Source organism: Mesorhizobium sp. B1-1-8 (assembly GCF_006442795.2).
GTDB lineage: Bacteria > Pseudomonadota > Alphaproteobacteria > Rhizobiales > Rhizobiaceae > Mesorhizobium.
Genome location: NZ_CP083956.1, coordinates 3,392,042 through 3,408,317 on the forward strand (window position 1 = coordinate 3,392,042; position 16,276 = coordinate 3,408,317).

Genomic DNA, 16,276 nt, shown 5'->3' on the forward strand with positions numbered 1-16,276 from the left:
AGATTGGCTGAAACAAGACGTTAGCCGCCATGCCGTCCAAATGGCGCAAGAGATGGCGCGGTTTGGGCCAAGCCAGGTGGCATCAAATTCTCAGTCGGGAACGCTGGTCTGCAGGGCAAGGGCATGCAGCACGCCGCCCATATTGCCCTTCAGCGCATCATAGACCATCTGGTGCTGCTGGACGCGGCTTTTGCCGCGAAAGCTTTCCGCCACCACTTCGGCCGCATAGTGATCGCCGTCGCCGGCCAGATCGCGAATCGTCACCTTGGCGTCTGGAATGCCTTCCTTGATCAGCTTTTCGATGTCGTGGGCATCCATTGCCATGGCGAAATCCTGTTTCGAGCGGGTGAGCGGCCCGCGTAAAGAGAGTCGGGTGAGCCTAAAGCCTTTCCGGTCCGGATTGAAGCCGTTCCGTCCAACTCGCCAAGGCATGGGCTCACGAGATGGTTTCGTGCGATCCACCGTCTGCTTGATCATCCTCGCGGGTCGAAAAGGCGCGGCCAAGGCTGAATGCCAGCACGTAGAGCGGGATGTTGATCACCAGGCTGACGATCGGCAGATAGCTGGTCATCTGCCAGGCAAGTGAGAAGAAGGGCTGTCCGTAGCCATCGCAGATAAGCGAGGAGCCATACTCCCATAGCGCCCCCATAACCATCGCGGCGGCGAAAAGCCTGATGCAGGTGACGAGATGCTTCGCCCGCGCCGGCTCCGGTAAAAGCCGATTCCACAAGACAAGGCAGATAAGCGGAACCACATAGAAAAGGTTCTGCACTGCCAGCATCGAAAGCGTGCTGTTGGCTGCGGCAAGGAATTGCTCGCGTGTCTCCAGCCGGGTGCAGGTCTCGCTGGACGTCGTCGACAAGAGGAAAAAGACGAACGGCCCGAGACACCAGAAGAAGAACAGCGACGGCCAGAAGACGACTGCAACCAGCGCCCTGGCGCCCAGCCTGGTCAAATGGCTTGATCCATGAAGCGCGGGAACCAACTCTCATGGGCGGCGCTCAGTTCGCTGACCGGAATTGCCCGGGCCTCACCAAGTTTTAGCGTGCTGCCGCCGGTCGTGCCGATCCATGGCGCGAAGATGCCGAGCCTGGCCTGTTCCTCGCGGAGCTTTTGCCATTCGTCGCCTTGCGGGTCGATCGACAGCGTCAGCACGTAGCGGCCCTGGTCCTCGCCGAACCAGACCGGGATCGGATCGGTGCCGGTCAGCCCCGGTATGGTGGCGCCTATGCCCGATGCCATCGCCATTTCGGTCAAAGCCACGGCAAGGCCGCCGTCGGAAACGTCATGTGCCGCCGTCACCACGCCCGAGGCGATCAGCGCGCGGACATGGTCGCCGACGCGCTTTTCATGCGCGAGGTCGACCGGCGGCGGCGGGCCGTCGGCGCGGCCGTGGATGTCGCGCATATAGACGGACTGGCCGAGATGGCTGCCCCAGTTCGCCGGCGCGCCGACCAGCACGATCATCTGGCCTTCGGCGGCAAAGCCGATCCGCGCCATCTTCGACCAGTCGGCGATCAGTCCGACGCCGCCGATGGTCGGCGTCGGCAGGATGCCGCGGCCGTTGGTCTCGTTGTAGAGCGAGACATTGCCGGAGACGATCGGGAAGCTGAGCGCGCGGCAGGCATCGCCAATGCCTTTCACGGCGCCGACAAGCTGGCCCATGATCTCGGGCCGCTCCGGATTGCCGAAATTGAGGTTGTCGGTGGCGGCGAGCGGCATGGCACCGGTGGCGGTGAGGTTACGCCAGCATTCGGCCACCGCCTGCTTGCCGCCTTCATACGGGTCGGCCTCGCAGTAGCGCGGCGTCACGTCGGACGAGAAGGCGAGCGCCTTGGTCGGGTGGCCCTCGACGCGCACGACACCGGCATCGCCGCCGGGCAGCTGCAGCGAGTTGCCCTGGATCAGCGTGTCGTACTGCTCCCACACCCAGCGGCGTGACGAGAGGTCCGGCCCGCCGAGCAACTTGAGCAATGCATCGGCGACATCGGCCCCGGGCGCATCGCTCGCGGCCAGTGGCGCCGGCTTCTTCTGCTCAACCCAGGGGCGGTCATATTCCGGCGCCTGGTCGCCAAGATCCTTGATCGGCAGGTTGGCGACCTCATCGCCCTGATGCAGGACACGGAAGCGAAGATCGTCGGTGGTCTTGCCGACAATGGCGAAGTCGAGGCCCCATTTGTGGAAGATCGCCTCGGCCTCCTTCTCCTTTTCGGGGCGCAGCACCATCAGCATGCGCTCCTGGCTTTCCGACAGCATCATCTCATAGGCGCTCATGCGCTCTTCGCGCACCGGCACCTTGTCGAGGTCGAGCTCGATACCGAGATCGCCCTTGGCGCCCATCTCGACCGCCGAGCAGGTGAGGCCGGCGGCGCCCATGTCCTGGATGGCGATGACCGCGCCGGAGGCCATCAACTCCAGGCAGGCTTCCAGCAGGCATTTTTCGGTGAAAGGGTCGCCGACTTGCACGGTCGGGCGCTTCTCCTCGATCTTGTCGTCGAATTCGGCCGACGCCATGGTGGCGCCGCCGACGCCGTCTCGTCCGGTCTTGGCGCCGAGATAGACGACCGGCAGGCCGACGCCCCTGGCTTCAGACAGGAAGATCGCATCGGTCTTGGCCAGTCCTGCGGCGAAGGCGTTGACCAGGATGTTGCCGTTGTAGCGGGCGTCGAAATTGACCTCGCCGCCGACCGTCGGCACACCAAAGGAATTGCCGTAGCCGCCAACCCCGGAAACCACGCCGGCGACCAGATGGCGGGTCTTGGGATGATCCGGCGCGCCGAAGCGCAGCGCGTTCATCGCCGCGATGGGGCGCGCGCCCATGGTGAAGACGTCGCGCAAAATGCCGCCGACACCGGTCGCCGCGCCTTGATAGGGCTCGATGAAGGAAGGGTGGTTGTGGCTTTCCATCTTGAAGACGACGCAGTCGCCGTCGCCGATGTCGACCACGCCGGCGTTCTCGCCCGGGCCCTGGATCACCTGCGGGCCTGTTGTCGGCAGCGTGCGCAGCCATTTCTTGGAGGATTTATAAGAGCAGTGCTCGTTCCACATCGCGGAAAAAATGCCGAGCTCGGTGAAGCTCGGTTCGCGTCCGACCAGGTCGAGGATGCGCTGGTATTCGTCGGGCTTCAGCCCATGCGCGGCAATGAGTTCCCGGGTGATCGGCACCGAATTGGAAATGGTCATGGGCGGCGTTTTTTTATCCGTGGGAGCGGGATTTTTCAGTCCCCCTCTTATCGCAAGCTTTGGCGCGATACACCCCATAGGCCGACGAAAAACGCCGGAAGCCACAGCTCGGCGTGTCTCAGGAAAAGCTGTCGTAGCCGGCGCGGCCTTCCTCGAGCAGCCGCCGGATGATCGCGACGCCGCCGGCGACATCCTCGCGCCGCCTCGGTTGCGAAACGCCGAAGCGCACGCCGTGGAAGACGTGCTCGGAACGCCCTGCCTTGAACTCGTCCTCGTCGTCGATGAGCAGGCCATGTTCGAGACAGGCTTTCTTGAAGGTGCCGGACAGCCATGGGTCGGGCAAGGTGAGCCAGACGAAGGGTATTCTTTCGTGCGACCTGAAGACGAAGCCGGCCAAGGTCTCGCGCACGATCGCGATGCGGGCACCGATTTCGGCGATGCTGCGCCGGCGGATGTCGCCGGCCTGGCCGGACAGCACCAGCCGCGCATTCACCTCGGCCAGCAGGAAGGGCATGCCGCCGGTCATCATCTTGTGGGCGACGCGAATGCGATGACGATAGGCGGGCGGGCACGACAGCCAGCCGCCGCGAATGCCGGCGGCGACCGATTTCGACAAGCCGCCGGCGACAATGGTGCGTTCAGGCGCATAGTCGGCCATCAGCGGCGTCGGGTCTTCAGTCAAGCCGCCATAAAGATCGTCCTCAATGAGGACGACGTTGTATTCACGCGCAATCCGCGCGATCGCCGCGCGGCGCGACGCCGGCAAGATCGCCAGCGTGGGGTTTTGCGCTGTCGGCATCAGAAAGATCATTTTCGGATGCTTTTGTGCGCAGACGCGTTCGAAATCCTCGGGGTCGATGCCTTCTTCGTCCGATGCCACCAGCGCCGTGCGCCGGCCGATAAGGCCGGCACTGCGGGAAATCTGCGAATAGGTGAGGTGCTCGAAGGCGACATAGTCACCGGGCGTGGTCAGCGCCGCGATCGCCGCCATCACGGCGGCATGGGTGCCAAGCGTCGGCACGATGGAATCGGGCGAGGGGCGGAACGAATTGCGCGCCAGCCACCGGCTGCCTGCCTCGTACCAGCGCTCGGGAAAGTCCCTGGTGTAGCTTGAAATCTCGTGCGGATGATCCTGCGCCGTGCGCGACAGCATGTCCGCGATGATGGCGCCCTGGCCGATGTCGGGCGCGGCGGTGCTGTCGAAGCGCAGTTTGCCGGGCGGCGCATCGATATGGCGCGTGCCTTGCACGCCGGGCTCGATGAATTCGGGCGTCGCGGCTTCCGATTGCTGGGCGAGCACATAAGTGCCGCGCCCGACTTCGCCGCTCACCAGCCCGCGTTCGCGCAGCAGCTGGTAGGCCCTGCCGACGGTGCCGACCGTCGTGCCGATGTCATAGGCGAGGTCGCGCTGCGGCGGCAGTTTTGCACCGGCATCGATGACGCCCTTGTCGATATCTGACTCAATGCTGTCAGCAAGGCGCTGATACAGGGGGCCGGAGCCGGAAGAGAGATCGGGGAGCCAACTTGTCATGGTAACAATTTTCTATATTGCACCGCGAGACGAGTCAATCGATATGAAATCACAGGCGGCAAGGGCACAATCCATCAATTTGGCGGAACGAGAGATGAATACAATTGATACATTCCGTGGTGCTGAATTGCATGGGCGCCCCGCGGTCAGCCGCGGGTTTGCCGGCCGTTTCGTGTTCGTGCTGGGCTCCATCGCCAGGCAGATCGACCGCACGCTGCAGCGCCGGCGTGGCCGCCTTGCGCTCATGGAGATGACCGACGAGCAGCTCAAGGATATCGGCATCTCGCGCTGCGACGCCCATCGCGAAGGCATCAGGCCATTCTGGGAATGATTCCTGGTTCGGTTTGATCGGACAGCAGGATGGACGCCGGCCTGCGGATCATTTCCGCAGCCTGGCGATACCATGGTCGACAAGCACGGCAAGCACGCACAGCCCGAGGAACAGAGCCGTCGTGGCCAACGCCGAGATGGCGACGCTGGCTGCACCGTTTTTCGCCACGTCGAGAAACGGGTAGGGCACTTCGCCCGCGATCGGCGCGCGTATCAGCGCATAGCCGAGATAGGCGAGCGGATAGATCATCCACCACGAAATGTCGCGCCAGCGCGTGCTGCCGTCGGCTCCCGCGATCAGCCACCACAGCACGAAGATCAGCGGCGTCACGTAGTGGAGCAGGATATCGCACAACAGGAACAGGCCTTCCGGCGCCCACAGGCGCGCCAGTACGGTCGAATAGACGATGAAGACCAGCGTCACGGCGACCGCGACGCCCGCCCGCATGCGTTTCCCGGCGAAGGCCGGGAACCAGGCATAGCCGGCGGGCGAGAGCAGCGAAGCGTGCACCAGCACGGCGCCGATGTTGGTCAGGATGGTGAAGAAGCTAAAATAGAAGACGATCGAGCCAAGCAGGCCGCGGCCGGCCGCCATCGACGCCGGCAAGGTGATCGAGAACTGCAGGACAAGTGCTATCAGGCCGATGGCCAGTCCCGCGAATTGCAGGAACCGGCCCATGGCAGGCTCACGCGGCCGCTGCGCACGACGGATTGCCGGCTTGCCAGCGGGCAATGTCGGAGCCGATGCGCGCGCCGAGCGGCTCGGCCATCAGCGGGCCGAATGCATCGACGCGGCTGGAATAGCCTTGCGCCTGAACGACCAAAAGCGGTTTGCCGCCGTAGTGCTTGGCGGGCACCAGCAGGAAGCGCGGCGTACCGCTGTAGGAGTTGAGCTCGTTGGCCATCTGATAGGCCTTGAAGGCCGGATCCTTGCTGGCGATCCAGCATTTATGCGCCGATATCGCCACCTGTTCCATCGCCAGCAGCGAAGCGCTCTTGCCCGAAGCCACCGGCGCGGTCTTCGGACCGGACTGGCAGGAGGCCAGCGCAAGGCCGGCGGCGGCCATGAGAGCATAGCGCGCAATCGTCAGTCTCATGGCCAGTCCGCCCGTCGTTCTGAAGGAATTGTTCTGAAGAAATTTTTCGAGACAATATCAAGCGGCGATGCCGAGAGCGCTTTCGAACAGCGCGCGGCCGTCATTGCCGCCATGCGCCGCCTCGATCAGGTTCTCCGGATGCGGCATCAGGCCGAGCACATTGCCCTTGTCGTTGACTATGCCGGCGATGTCGTTGATCGAGCCGTTCGGATTGGTGTTTTCGGCATAGCGGAACACCACCTGGCCTTCGCCTTCGAGGCGGGCAAGCGTCTCGGCGTCGGCAAAATAATTGCCGTCGTGGTGCGCCACCGGCGAGCGGATGATCTGGCCTGGCCGGTAGCGGCGGGTAAACATGGTGTTGGCGTTGGCGATCTCGAGCTTCACCTGCCGGCAGACGAATTTCAGCGAGGAATTGCGCATCAGGGCGCCCGGCAGCAGGCCCGCCTCGACCAGGATCTGGAAGCCGTTGCAGACGCCGATCACCGTGACCCCTTTGGCGGCTTTTTCGGCCACGGCCCGCATCACCGGCATGCGTGCCGCGATCGCGCCGCAACGCAGATAGTCGCCGAAGGAGAAACCGCCGGGGATAGCAATCAGGTCGACATCGGGGATTTCGGTATCGGTCTGCCAAACGGTCGCCGGCGCCTGGCCGGAAATCTTGGTCAGCGCCGCAATCATGTCGCGGTCGCGGTTGAGGCCGGGGAGAAGGACGACGGCTGATTTCATTTCGGTTCGTAAGGCCTCTGGCTCTCGGCAAGCTCGCGCAGGTCTAGGCGGCGCTCGATGCGTTCGAGGCGATCGTCTTGACGGGCGAGAATTCCGTAGATGTTATGTATATCGCTTTGAGTTGCCGCCATGTGGCCCCGAAGCACGTTCATCTCTCGCTTCTGCTCGGAAAAGTCCTGGCGAAGCTCCGCAACCTCGTGATGGACACGCTTCAGAAGCTCGTACATCAACTCGTTCGTGGCTTCCGGCATAGTGCCTCCAGCACAACCTCAGGTAAGCGTCACACTATAGTTCTCAATCACCGTGTTTGCCAGCAGCTTGTCGCACATGGCCTTGAGATCGGCCTCTGCCTTGGCTTTATCAGTCGAAGCAAGCTCGATATCGAACACCTTGCCCTGGCGCACCTGGCCGACGCCGTCGAAGCCCAGCCCCGACAGCGCATGCTCGATCGCCTTACCTTGCGGGTCGAGCACGCCGTTCTTGAGCGTCACTGTGATGCGGGCTTTCATCGATACTCCTGGTTGATCAGTCGTGGCGGCAGCGGACCTGCCGTTGCCGGCAGGCCGCTAATCAGTGCTTCAAGCCCTTGGGCGACTCGGAGGAAGCGACGAGCACCGGGCCCGTCGGGCGCGGCGGCTCGTTCTCGTTCATGATGCCGAGGCGGCGGGCGACTTCCTGATAGGCCTCGACCAGGCCGCCCATGTCGCGGCGGAAACGGTCCTTGTCGAGCTTGTCCTGGGTCGCGACATCCCACAGCCGGCAGGAATCGGGCGAGATCTCGTCGGCGACGACGATGCGCATCATGTCGCCCTCGAACAGGCGGCCGCACTCGATCTTGAAATCGACGAGCTGGATGCCGACGCCCATGAACAGGCCGGAGAGGAAATCGTTGACGCGAATGGCGAGCGCCATGACGTCGTCGATTTCCTGCGGGCTCGCCCAGCCGAAGGCGGTGATGTGCTCTTCCGACACCATCGGATCGTCGAGCGCATCGGCCTTGTAGTAGAATTCGATGATCGAGCGCGGCAGCACCGTGCCTTCCTCGATGCCGAGGCGCTTGGACAGCGAACCGGCGGCGACGTTGCGCACGACGACCTCGAGCGGGATGATCTCGACTTCCTTGATCAGCTGCTCGCGCATGTTGAGCCGACGGATGAAATGGGTCGGGATGCCCATGCGGTTCAAATGGTTGAAGATGTGCTCGGAAATGCGGTTGTTGAGCACGCCCTTGCCATCGACAACTTCATGTTTCTTCTTGTTGAAAGCGGTGGCGTCGTCCTTGAAGAACTGGATCAAAGTTCCCGGCTCAGGGCCCTCATAGAGGATCTTGGCCTTGCCTTCATAAATGCGGCGGCGATTTTTCATCTGATTTTTTCTCTGGATTTGCGGGCAGGCGGCAAGCGACCAGTTCCTGTCCGTCTGCCTAAATTAGTTGTGGCGACGGGGGCGTTCAATGCCGGTGTTATCGCAATCGCAATGTTTGCTCAATCGGCAAATCCTCCGAATCAACCGCTTTCGGGGCCGAAATGCCGCAGCGCAGCAGCGATCACGCACGATCAAGCGTATTGACCAGGTCGCGACCTTTTGGTTTGTGCTTGGCCACCACACATATTCATCGCTCTATCGAATCGGATTTTGACCGGAGGGACGTCATGAGCAGCATGAAAGACCGCGAAGAGGGTTTTGAGCGCAAATTCGTCTTTGACGAGGAACTGCGCTTCAAGGCCGCGGCGCGCCGCAACCGGGAGCTCGGCCTGTGGGCTGCTGAAAAGCTCGGCAAGTCCGGGGCCGATGCCGATGCTTATGCCAAAGAGGTGGTCGTTTCGGACATCGAGGAAGCCGGCGACCACGATGTCTTTCGCAAGATCCGCAAGGATTTCGATGCTGCCGGCGTCAACCAGTCGGACCATCAGATCCGCCGCACCATGGACGAATTGATGGCGCAGGCAATCGAGGAGATCAAGAACAGCTGAGGCTGTGTGGGCATGATATTCGCCTGAAAACCGCTGCACACTTTTCGGCATCATGCGCTATCTTTTTTGTTTCTACGCAATTCCGGACGGAAAACCGTTACACACTTTTCCTGGAATTGCTCTGACTGGACCAATCGACCGCCCGGCTCAGCCGGGCGGTTTTTCTTTGCCTTTGCCGCTGTTTCCGGCTGAAACTGGGCGTCCTTAACAAGGAAAGTTCCAATGTCGCTGAAATCCCGCCTGGCCGCCGATGAAATACTGTTCACCGCCTGGTCGGGGGTGCCGGATGCGCTGACGGTGGAAATCATGGCCAAGCAGGGTTTTGACGCAGTCACGCTCGACATGCAGCATGGCGGCCATCACGAGGACAGCGTGCTGCGCGGCCTTGTGCCGGTGCTTGCCGCCAACAAGCCGGCGCTGGTGCGCATTCCTGTCGGTCGCTTCGACATGGCAAGCCGCGCGCTCGATTTCGGCGCCGAGGCCGTGATCGCGCCGATGGTGAATTCGGTCGCGGACGCCAGGCAGTTCGCCGCCGCGACGAAATATCCGCCGCTGGGCGAGCGCTCCTGGGGCCCTACCTATGCCTTTCCGCGCCACGGCAAGGGCGACCATGCCGAATGGCTGCGCGACGCGAACCAGCGCACGATGGCTTTTGCGATGGTCGAGACACGGGCGGCGTTCGAGGCGCTGGATGGCATCCTCGAAACACCCGGCATCGACGGCATCTTCGTCGGCCCGTCGGATTTCTCGATCGCCTGGTCGAACGGCGCCACCGTCAACTCGACACTGGAAAGCATGATGGAAACCGTGGCTTCGATCGCCGAGCGGACGCGCAAGGCCGGCAAGCACGCGGCAATCTATGTCATCGAACCGGCCATTGCCGGCCGCGTGGTGTCGATGGGCTACCGGCTGCTCGCCATGGGCTCGGACCACACGTTGATTTCGCTCGGCGCAAAGACGCTTTTGAAGAGCATGCGGGATTCGATCGGCTCCTGAGCAAGCCCGCACCTACTTGATTTTGCACGTGATCCTGGAATTCCTGGATCATGACCGGGGCTCAGGGTTCCTCAGTTCGGTCAGGAATTTGGCGAAAGTCATCGAGCCTTCCGGCCACGGGCCGAAGCCTGAATCGGCATTGAGATGGCCGGCCTCGCCGGCGTCGATGAACAGCGATCCCCAGGCGGAGGCGATGTCCTCGGCAACGTCGAAGGCGCAGAACGGATCGTTGCGGCTGGCGATGACGATCGACGGAAAGGGCAGGGGATCGCGCGAATAGGGGCCGAAGGTCATCAGATGTCGCGGCCTGATCTCCGGATTGGCGACATCCGGCGGCGCGACGAAGAAAGCGCCGGCGACCGGTCTTTGAAATTGCGGGATGGCCTGCACAGCCGCGGCCACGCCAAGCGAGTGCGCGACGATCACGACCGGCCGCTCTGCTTCGTTGACCGCCTTGGCGACGTTCGCCGTCCAGTCCTCGCGCACCGGCTTCGACCATTCCGTCTGTTCGACGCGCCGCGCCGTCGACAGTTTCGACTCCCAACGGGTCTGCCAATGCTCCGGACCGGAATTGGTGTAGCCCGGTACGATAAGAATATCTGTGTCCTTGACCTTCATGGCGCGGATGTAGCGAGCGCTCCGGTTTCGTGCAACTGTGTCGATAGGCGCGACACCATCACATTTGTGAACAACCTGTTCGATTTTTTCCATCTTGTGTGAACGATCGTGATCGGCGATCTGAGGCACGAAAAGGAACTTGCATGGGCGGCTTGGTTGGGCCTCGCCTAACGGAGACAGCGATGAGCGAACTGCCCTTTGCCGCGACCACCCCTGTCAGCGTGTCACGCGTCGGGCTGAAGGCGCGCAACGCAGAAACCCTCGCCGCCTATTACCGCGCCGTGGTCGGGCTGCAGGAATTGAGCCGAGCCGATGGCGCGATCACGCTCGGCGCCGCCAACCGCCCACTTCTGGTGCTGGAGCCGGATGCCTCGGCCAAGCCCGATGATCCGCGCAGCGCAGGCCTGTTCCATACGGCGTTCCTGCTGCCATCACGGGCAGATCTCGGCCGTTGGATCAACCATGCCGCCGCCAATCAGATCCGCATCGAGGGCGCGTCCGACCATCTGGTCAGCGAGGCGCTTTATCTGACCGACCCCGAGGGCAACGGCATCGAGATCTATGCCGACCGCCGCCCGCAGGACTGGCAATGGAACGGCGATCGTATAGCGATGGCGACCGAGCGGCTGAACCTGCCGGCGGTCGTCGCCAGCGTGCCGGCGGGCGATGCCGGCTGGCAAGGTGCGCCGGAGAACAGCATCGTCGGTCATGTCCATCTGCGCGTCGGCCGGCCGGAAGACGCCGAGGCCTGGTGGCACGATGAGTTCGGCTTCGACACGGTGGCGAAATATGGCGGCCAGGCGGTGTTCCTGTCGTCCGGCCATTACCACCACCATATCGGGGCCAACGCCTGGCACAGCGCCGGCGCCGGCCGCCGCGATCCTTCTCGCGCGGGGTTGGCCTGGGTCGAGATGCGCTCGGACAATGTGAAGGAGCAGATGAGCCGCGAAGATCCTTGGGGCACGGTGATCAGGACCGTGCCTGGGAAGGCGTGATCGATGCGCTGGCGTCAAGCTGGAGCACCCCTCATCCGTCTCGGCGCTATCGCGCCGATCCACCTTCTCCCACAAGGGGAGAAGGCAAGGCTGCGCCAGCGACTTTGCGATCGCGAACCATGGTGACTAGCCGAAATGTAGGCGCCGAAGTCTCCTTCTCCCCCTGTGGGAGAAGGTGGCTTGTCGCGAAGCGACAAGACGGATGAGGGGTGTTCCAGCTTGGCGCCAGCGTGTGGCTTGTTCGACCTCAAGCTCCCCCAAACACCCGCTTGAAAATCGTTTCGACATGCTTGGTGTGATAACCGAGGTCGAATTTTTCGCGCAGCTCGGCTTCGGAAAGCGCAGCCGTCACGTCCTTGTCGGCAAGCAGTTCCTCGAGGAAATCGGCGCCTTGTTCCCACACCTTCATGGCGTTGCGCTGCACCAGACGGTAGGCGTCTTCGCGTGACAGGCCGGCTTGTGTCAGTGCCAGCAGCACGCGCTGCGAATGGATCAGGCCGCGGAACTTGTTCATGTTCTTCAGCATGTTGTCGGGATAGACGAGCAATTTGTCGATGACCCCGGTGAGGCGCGAGAGCGCGAAATCGAGCGTCACGGTGGCGTCAGGCCCGATCATGCGCTCGACCGAGGAATGCGAGATGTCGCGCTCGTGCCAGAGGGCCACGTCCTCCATCGCCGGCAGCGCCATGGACCGCACCATGCGGGCAAGGCCGGTCAGATTTTCGGTCAGCACCGGGTTGCGCTTGTGCGGCATCGCCGACGAGCCTTTTTGCCCCGGCGCAAAATATTCTTCTGCTTCCAGCACCTCGGTGCGCTGCAGATGGCGGATCTCGACGGCGAGGCGCTCGACCGACGAGGCAATCACGCCGAGCGTGGCGAAGAACATGGCGTGGCGGTCGCGCGGGATGACCTGCGTCGACACCGGCTCCGGCTTCAGCCCGAGCTTTGCCGCCACATGTTCTTCGACATAGGGATCGATGTTGGCGAAGGTGCCGACCGCGCCCGAGATGGCGCAGGTGGCGATGTCTTGCCTTGCATGCACCAGCCGCTCTCGGCAGCGCGAGAACTCGGCATAGGCCTGCGCCAGCTTGACGCCAAACGTGGTCGGCTCGGCATGGATGCCGTGGCTGCGGCCGATGGTGACGGTGTCCTTGTGCTCGAAAGCGCGGCGCTTAAGCGCCGCCAGCAGCGCGTCGATGTCGGCAAGCAGGATGTCGCTGGCGCGGCTGAGCTGCACGGCAAGGCAGGTGTCGAGCACGTCCGACGAGGTCATGCCCTGGTGAATGAAGCGGGCGTCCGGTCCGACGAATTCGGCGAGATGGGTAAGGAAGGCAATCACGTCGTGCCTGGTGACGCGCTCGATCTCGTCGATCTTGTCGACGTCGAATTTGGCGGTGCTGCCTTTCTCCCAGATGGTTTTAGCCGCTTCCTTCGGAATGACGCCGAGTTCCGCCAGCGCGTCGCAGGCATGCGCCTCGATCTCGAACCAGATGCGGAACCTGGTTTCGGGCGACCAGATGGCGACCATTTCCGGCCGGGAATAGCGAGGAATCATCGGTCAGTCCTGACTCAGGAGAAGCATTGGCCCGCGTCCTAACAGAGGCGGGCGAAATGCTCAACGCCGCTGCCGCGCGCTCACGCTGTTGGTCGCGCCGTCTCAATCGCGTCATACCTATCACGCCAATGAGAGGTGCCGAGCGATGCATCCAATCCGGCGTTCGTTTGTTATTGTCCGTCTCACGTCCGAAAGGACACAGGCCCCATCCAGCGGAGGACCAGCATGAGCACCGACATCAGCAAGATACGCGAACATATGGAAGTGACCGGCGCCGACGGCGTCCATATCGGCACCGTCGACAAGGTCGAAGGGGATCGGATCAAGCTGACCAAGGCCGACAGCGGCATGGGCACGCATAAGGGGCACCACCACTATGTCCCGCTGAGCCTCGTTGCCGAGATCGACGGCGGCAAAGTCTGGCTGTCGGCGAATTCAGATGTGGCCGTCACCTTCGAGGAAGAAAAATCCGATCCGACCTGATCGGGCAAACTCAGCGCGACGACCAGACCGGGAACAGATCGCCATCGGCAGGCGTCGCGGCGTGGACGCCGCGGCTAATGGCGCGGGCCATGGTTGCGCCGGCGGCGGCGTAAAGATCGATTGCGGCTTCGAAGCTGAGCTCGATGCCGCTTTTGCCGGTCGCCAGCGCAAAGACCAGATCGCCGTCGGCCGGCGTGTGCGTCGGCCAGATGGCGCGGACAAACCCGTCATGCGCGGCAATCGCCAGCCGCTTGGCAGCAGCCTTGGTGAGCATGGCGTCGGTGGCGATGACGGCAATCGTGGTGCCGCCACCCTCCGCCCGGGTTCCGATCGGCGTGCCGCGGAATTTCAGCTCTATTTTTCTGGCGTCTTCCGGCATCCGATCGGGATAGCCCAGCCCGCCGAATTCGTCGCCGATCTCGAAGGGTGCCGCCCAGAAATGGCGGCTGCGGCCGACTGTCACCGAGCCCATCGGGTTGACGGCGGCAAGCGCGCCTATGGTGACGCCGCTGTCGAGCACAGTCGAGGCCGAGCCCAGGCCGCCTTTCAGTCCGCAGGTCAGCGCGCCCGTGCCGGCGCCGACCGTGCCGAGCGGGAAGTCGATGTCGGCCGCCTGAGCCGCCGCGTAGCCGAGCTCGCGATAGGGCGGGTAGCGGCCCCAGTTCTTGTCGCCGCCATTGTGCAGGTCGAACAGGATCGCCGCCGGCACGATCGGCACGCGAAAGCCGCCGACCTCGACGCCGATGTTTTTCTCCCGCAGGGTGGCCTGGACGCCAGAAGCGGCATCGAGGCCGAAGGCCGAGCCGCCGGAAAGCACCACTGCATGGACGGCCGTGATTGAGTTGTGCGGCTCGAGCAGGTCGGTCTCGCGCGTGCCCGGCGCGCCGCCCAGCACCTGGAACCCTGCCACCGCCGGCTCTTGGCACAGCACCACCGTGACGCCGGATTTCAGCCTCGCATCGGCGGCATTGCCGACACTCAAGCCGGCGACGTCGGTGATCAGGTTGCGCGGCCCGGTGCGAAACATCACTTCTCCTCCAGCGGCACGAAATGGGTACCGTCGAAACGGAAGATGCGGAAGGGGTTCTGGCTGAGGTCGCCCTTGTCGTCGAAACGCACGGGTCCGATCGCGGTGGCAAACTCGTGCCCGGTCAGGAGGTCGGCAACCGGCTTGCCGGATGTTTCAGACGCAGCCGCCGCCGCATTGGCGATTTCGACGGCCGCGTAGGCAGGCAAGGCATAGCCATCCGGAACGATATTCCTGGCTGCAAACGCCTGGACGATTTTGGGATCAGCGACCTCGGCCCATTCCGGTAGCGCGATCATCAATGTGCCCACCGCGTATGGAATGCCGCTGTCCGGCGTGCGCAGATTTTCGCCGCCGGCAAAAGTGATGTCGGCATCGAGCCGGGCGGCATCGCGGCCCATGATGGCGACGTCGTCGCCGTCGCCGCCGGCGAACACTTTTGTTGCGCCGGCTTTCTTCAACCGGGCGACCAGGCCGATCTGGTTATCGAGCTGCGGCCGGAAGGTGTCGACGAAGACCGGCTTCAGCGCCGCCTGCTCGGCCGCGGCGCGAAAGGTCTCGGCGATCTCGCGGCCATAGATGGTCCCGTCGTCGACGATGGCGAACAATTCGCTCTGCCACAGCCGGGTAAGGATCTTGGCGCCAGCGTTGCGCTCGTCGTCACCCCTTGGCCCGAGCCGATAGACCGGCCAGCCGGTCTTGGCGCGGCGGTCGGTCAGGCTCTCGGTGCGCACGCCGACCGTGATGACCGGGATTTTGGCATCCTTGAGGATCGGCAGCGCCGCTTCGATCGCATCGGTGCACAGGAAGCCGACGACGACATTGACCTTGGCGGCCGCGAGTTCCCTGGCGGCTGCAGCGCCGCCATCGGCGGTGCATGCATCGTCGACCGCCTTGACAGTGATGCCATTGGCCTGCGCCGCCAGGCTGGCGCCGACCTCGACCTGATTGCCAAGGATCGCCGACGGACCGGAAAGCGGTGCGGCAACGCCGACCAGCATCTCGGCACGGGCGTTCGCGGCCAGCGACAGCCAGGCAAGCGCGGCTATTGTCGTCGTGATATGGCGCATTCTGGCGAAGAGGTCCTCCGTACCGGAGTTACGATCCGGCACTATCCCAGCAAAGACCTAAAGGCTGGCTAATCCCGGCGCAACACGCGAATTTCAGGATTGCAGTCAAGCACTTCGCTTGTGGCGTGCAATATGCCGCCATATATAACGGGCTGGTTTCGACAGGTGGATCACCGGGTGCTGAAGATCAATGACATCGGGCCGCAGGCCTATCGCGATGCAATGGCGCATTTTGCCGGCCAGGTCCATGTGGTGACCACCGACGGCCCGGCGGGCAAGCGGGGCGCAACGGTGATTGCCGCATGCTCGGTGTCGGACACGCCCCCCACGGTGCTTGTCTGCCTCAATCGCGAGAATCCCAAGAACGAGCCGTTCATCAAGAACGGCAACTTCGCGCTGAACACGCTGGCCTCTGACCAGGAGGCGCTGTCGGTCGGCTTTTCCGGCATCACCGGCCTGCCGCCCGAGGAACGCTTCGCGCTCGGCGAGTGGGACGTGATCTCGACCGGCGCGCCGACGCTGAGAGGGGCGCTCGCCGTGTTCGACTGCGAGATAATCGACAGCAAGGACCTCGCCACCCATCGTGTGCTTTTTGGCAAGGTGACAGGCCTGCGCATCGGCGATAATTTGCGGCCGCTGCTCTACCACAACCGCGGCTACCACGTTCTGTGAACGGGCAAGCGGGACCTACG

Annotated in this window: 20 protein-coding genes; 6 read left to right on the forward strand and 14 right to left on the reverse strand. The window is 63.3% G+C overall.

Translation table 11 applies throughout. The features are described from left to right. Positions 1-90: 90 nt before the first annotated feature. The 4 genes from FJ974_RS16410 to FJ974_RS16425 form a co-directional block, all read right to left on the reverse strand. A complete protein-coding gene (locus tag FJ974_RS16410) occupies positions 91-324 on the reverse strand; it encodes a BolA/IbaG family iron-sulfur metabolism protein (protein ID WP_006206026.1) in 234 nt (77 codons plus the stop codon). Positions 325-436: 112 nt separating this feature from the next. After that, positions 437-955 (reverse strand): hypothetical protein, encoded by a 519-nt coding sequence (locus FJ974_RS16415; protein WP_140533676.1) that lies wholly within the window; start codon positions 953-955, stop codon positions 437-439. Further along, a complete protein-coding gene (gene purL / locus FJ974_RS16420; protein WP_140533675.1) occupies positions 952-3,183 on the reverse strand; it encodes a phosphoribosylformylglycinamidine synthase subunit PurL in 2,232 nt (743 codons plus the stop codon). The genes FJ974_RS16415 and purL overlap by 4 nt, the downstream gene beginning before the upstream one ends. Positions 3,184-3,301: 118 nt before the next feature. Next, positions 3,302-4,714 (reverse strand): PLP-dependent aminotransferase family protein, encoded by a 1,413-nt coding sequence (locus FJ974_RS16425; protein WP_140533674.1) that lies wholly within the window; start codon positions 4,712-4,714, stop codon positions 3,302-3,304. 94 nt (positions 4,715-4,808) lie between these two features. Between FJ974_RS16425 and FJ974_RS16430 the strand changes: the two genes are divergently transcribed. Next, entirely contained in the window at positions 4,809-5,045 is a 237-nt protein-coding gene (locus FJ974_RS16430; RefSeq protein ID WP_140533673.1) for a DUF1127 domain-containing protein, read from the forward strand. A gap of 48 nt (positions 5,046-5,093) precedes the next feature. On the opposite strand, the gene FJ974_RS16435 is transcribed toward FJ974_RS16430, so the two are convergent. The 6 genes from FJ974_RS16435 to purC form a co-directional block, all read right to left on the reverse strand. After that, on the reverse strand, positions 5,094-5,723 hold the full coding sequence (locus FJ974_RS16435; protein WP_140533672.1) for a Pr6Pr family membrane protein: 630 nt from the start codon (positions 5,721-5,723) through the stop codon (positions 5,094-5,096). 7 nt (positions 5,724-5,730) lie between these two features. Further along, positions 5,731-6,141, reverse strand: a complete 411-nt coding sequence (locus FJ974_RS16440; RefSeq protein WP_140533671.1) for a hypothetical protein — start codon at positions 6,139-6,141, stop codon at positions 5,731-5,733. A gap of 57 nt (positions 6,142-6,198) precedes the next feature. Further along, a complete protein-coding gene (gene purQ, locus FJ974_RS16445; RefSeq protein WP_140533670.1) occupies positions 6,199-6,867 on the reverse strand; it encodes a phosphoribosylformylglycinamidine synthase subunit PurQ in 669 nt (222 codons plus the stop codon). Then, complete coding sequence (locus tag FJ974_RS16450; RefSeq protein WP_140533669.1) at positions 6,864-7,118, reverse strand: hypothetical protein; 255 nt, start codon at positions 7,116-7,118, stop codon at positions 6,864-6,866. Before FJ974_RS16450 ends, purQ begins: the two co-directional genes overlap by 4 nt. Positions 7,119-7,136: 18 nt before the next feature. Then, positions 7,137-7,376: a phosphoribosylformylglycinamidine synthase subunit PurS gene (gene purS, locus FJ974_RS16455; protein ID WP_140533668.1), complete on the reverse strand. Its 240-nt coding sequence runs from the start codon at positions 7,374-7,376 to the stop codon at positions 7,137-7,139. A 61-nt stretch (positions 7,377-7,437) separates the two neighbouring features. Beyond that, a complete protein-coding gene (purC, locus tag FJ974_RS16460; RefSeq protein WP_140533667.1) occupies positions 7,438-8,232 on the reverse strand; it encodes a phosphoribosylaminoimidazolesuccinocarboxamide synthase in 795 nt (264 codons plus the stop codon). Positions 8,233-8,519: 287 nt separating this feature from the next. Between purC and FJ974_RS16465 the strand changes: the two genes are divergently transcribed. Then, entirely contained in the window at positions 8,520-8,840 is a 321-nt protein-coding gene (locus FJ974_RS16465; protein ID WP_140533666.1) for a DUF1476 domain-containing protein, read from the forward strand. A gap of 222 nt (positions 8,841-9,062) precedes the next feature. After that, positions 9,063-9,836 (forward strand): HpcH/HpaI aldolase family protein, encoded by a 774-nt coding sequence (locus tag FJ974_RS16470; RefSeq protein WP_140533665.1) that lies wholly within the window; start codon positions 9,063-9,065, stop codon positions 9,834-9,836. Between the two features lie 48 nt (positions 9,837-9,884). Here FJ974_RS16470 and FJ974_RS16475 read toward each other — a convergent pair whose 3' ends face one another. Beyond that, the gene (locus tag FJ974_RS16475) at positions 9,885-10,454 is read right to left on the reverse strand and encodes an RBBP9/YdeN family alpha/beta hydrolase (protein ID WP_140533664.1); all 570 of its coding nucleotides are present in this window, start codon (positions 10,452-10,454) and stop codon (positions 9,885-9,887) included. Positions 10,455-10,636: 182 nt separating this feature from the next. Here FJ974_RS16475 and FJ974_RS16480 point away from each other — a divergent pair, with 182 nt between their 5' ends. Beyond that, positions 10,637-11,449, forward strand: a complete 813-nt coding sequence (locus FJ974_RS16480; RefSeq protein WP_140533663.1) for a VOC family protein — start codon at positions 10,637-10,639, stop codon at positions 11,447-11,449. A 247-nt stretch (positions 11,450-11,696) separates the two neighbouring features. On the opposite strand, the gene purB is transcribed toward FJ974_RS16480, so the two are convergent. Then, the gene (purB, locus tag FJ974_RS16485; RefSeq protein WP_140533662.1) at positions 11,697-13,004 is read right to left on the reverse strand and encodes an adenylosuccinate lyase; all 1,308 of its coding nucleotides are present in this window, start codon (positions 13,002-13,004) and stop codon (positions 11,697-11,699) included. Between the two features lie 225 nt (positions 13,005-13,229). On the opposite strand from purB, the gene FJ974_RS16490 reads away from it, so the two are divergent. After that, positions 13,230-13,487 carry a DUF2171 domain-containing protein gene (locus FJ974_RS16490; RefSeq protein WP_140533661.1) on the forward strand — a complete coding sequence of 86 codons (258 nt, stop codon included), beginning with the start codon at positions 13,230-13,232 and terminating at the stop codon, positions 13,485-13,487. A 10-nt stretch (positions 13,488-13,497) separates the two neighbouring features. Here FJ974_RS16490 and FJ974_RS16495 read toward each other — a convergent pair whose 3' ends face one another. Together FJ974_RS16495 and FJ974_RS16500 are read right to left on the reverse strand one after the other, a co-directional pair. Further along, on the reverse strand, positions 13,498-14,514 hold the full coding sequence (locus FJ974_RS16495; protein WP_140533660.1) for a P1 family peptidase: 1,017 nt from the start codon (positions 14,512-14,514) through the stop codon (positions 13,498-13,500). Beyond that, positions 14,514-15,584 carry a branched-chain amino acid ABC transporter substrate-binding protein gene (locus tag FJ974_RS16500; protein WP_140533659.1) on the reverse strand — a complete coding sequence of 357 codons (1,071 nt, stop codon included), beginning with the start codon at positions 15,582-15,584 and terminating at the stop codon, positions 14,514-14,516. Before FJ974_RS16500 ends, FJ974_RS16495 begins: the two co-directional genes overlap by 1 nt. A gap of 177 nt (positions 15,585-15,761) precedes the next feature. On the opposite strand from FJ974_RS16500, the gene FJ974_RS16505 reads away from it, so the two are divergent. Then, positions 15,762-16,256: a flavin reductase gene (locus FJ974_RS16505; protein ID WP_140533658.1), complete on the forward strand. Its 495-nt coding sequence runs from the start codon at positions 15,762-15,764 to the stop codon at positions 16,254-16,256. Positions 16,257-16,276 lie beyond the last annotated feature (20 nt).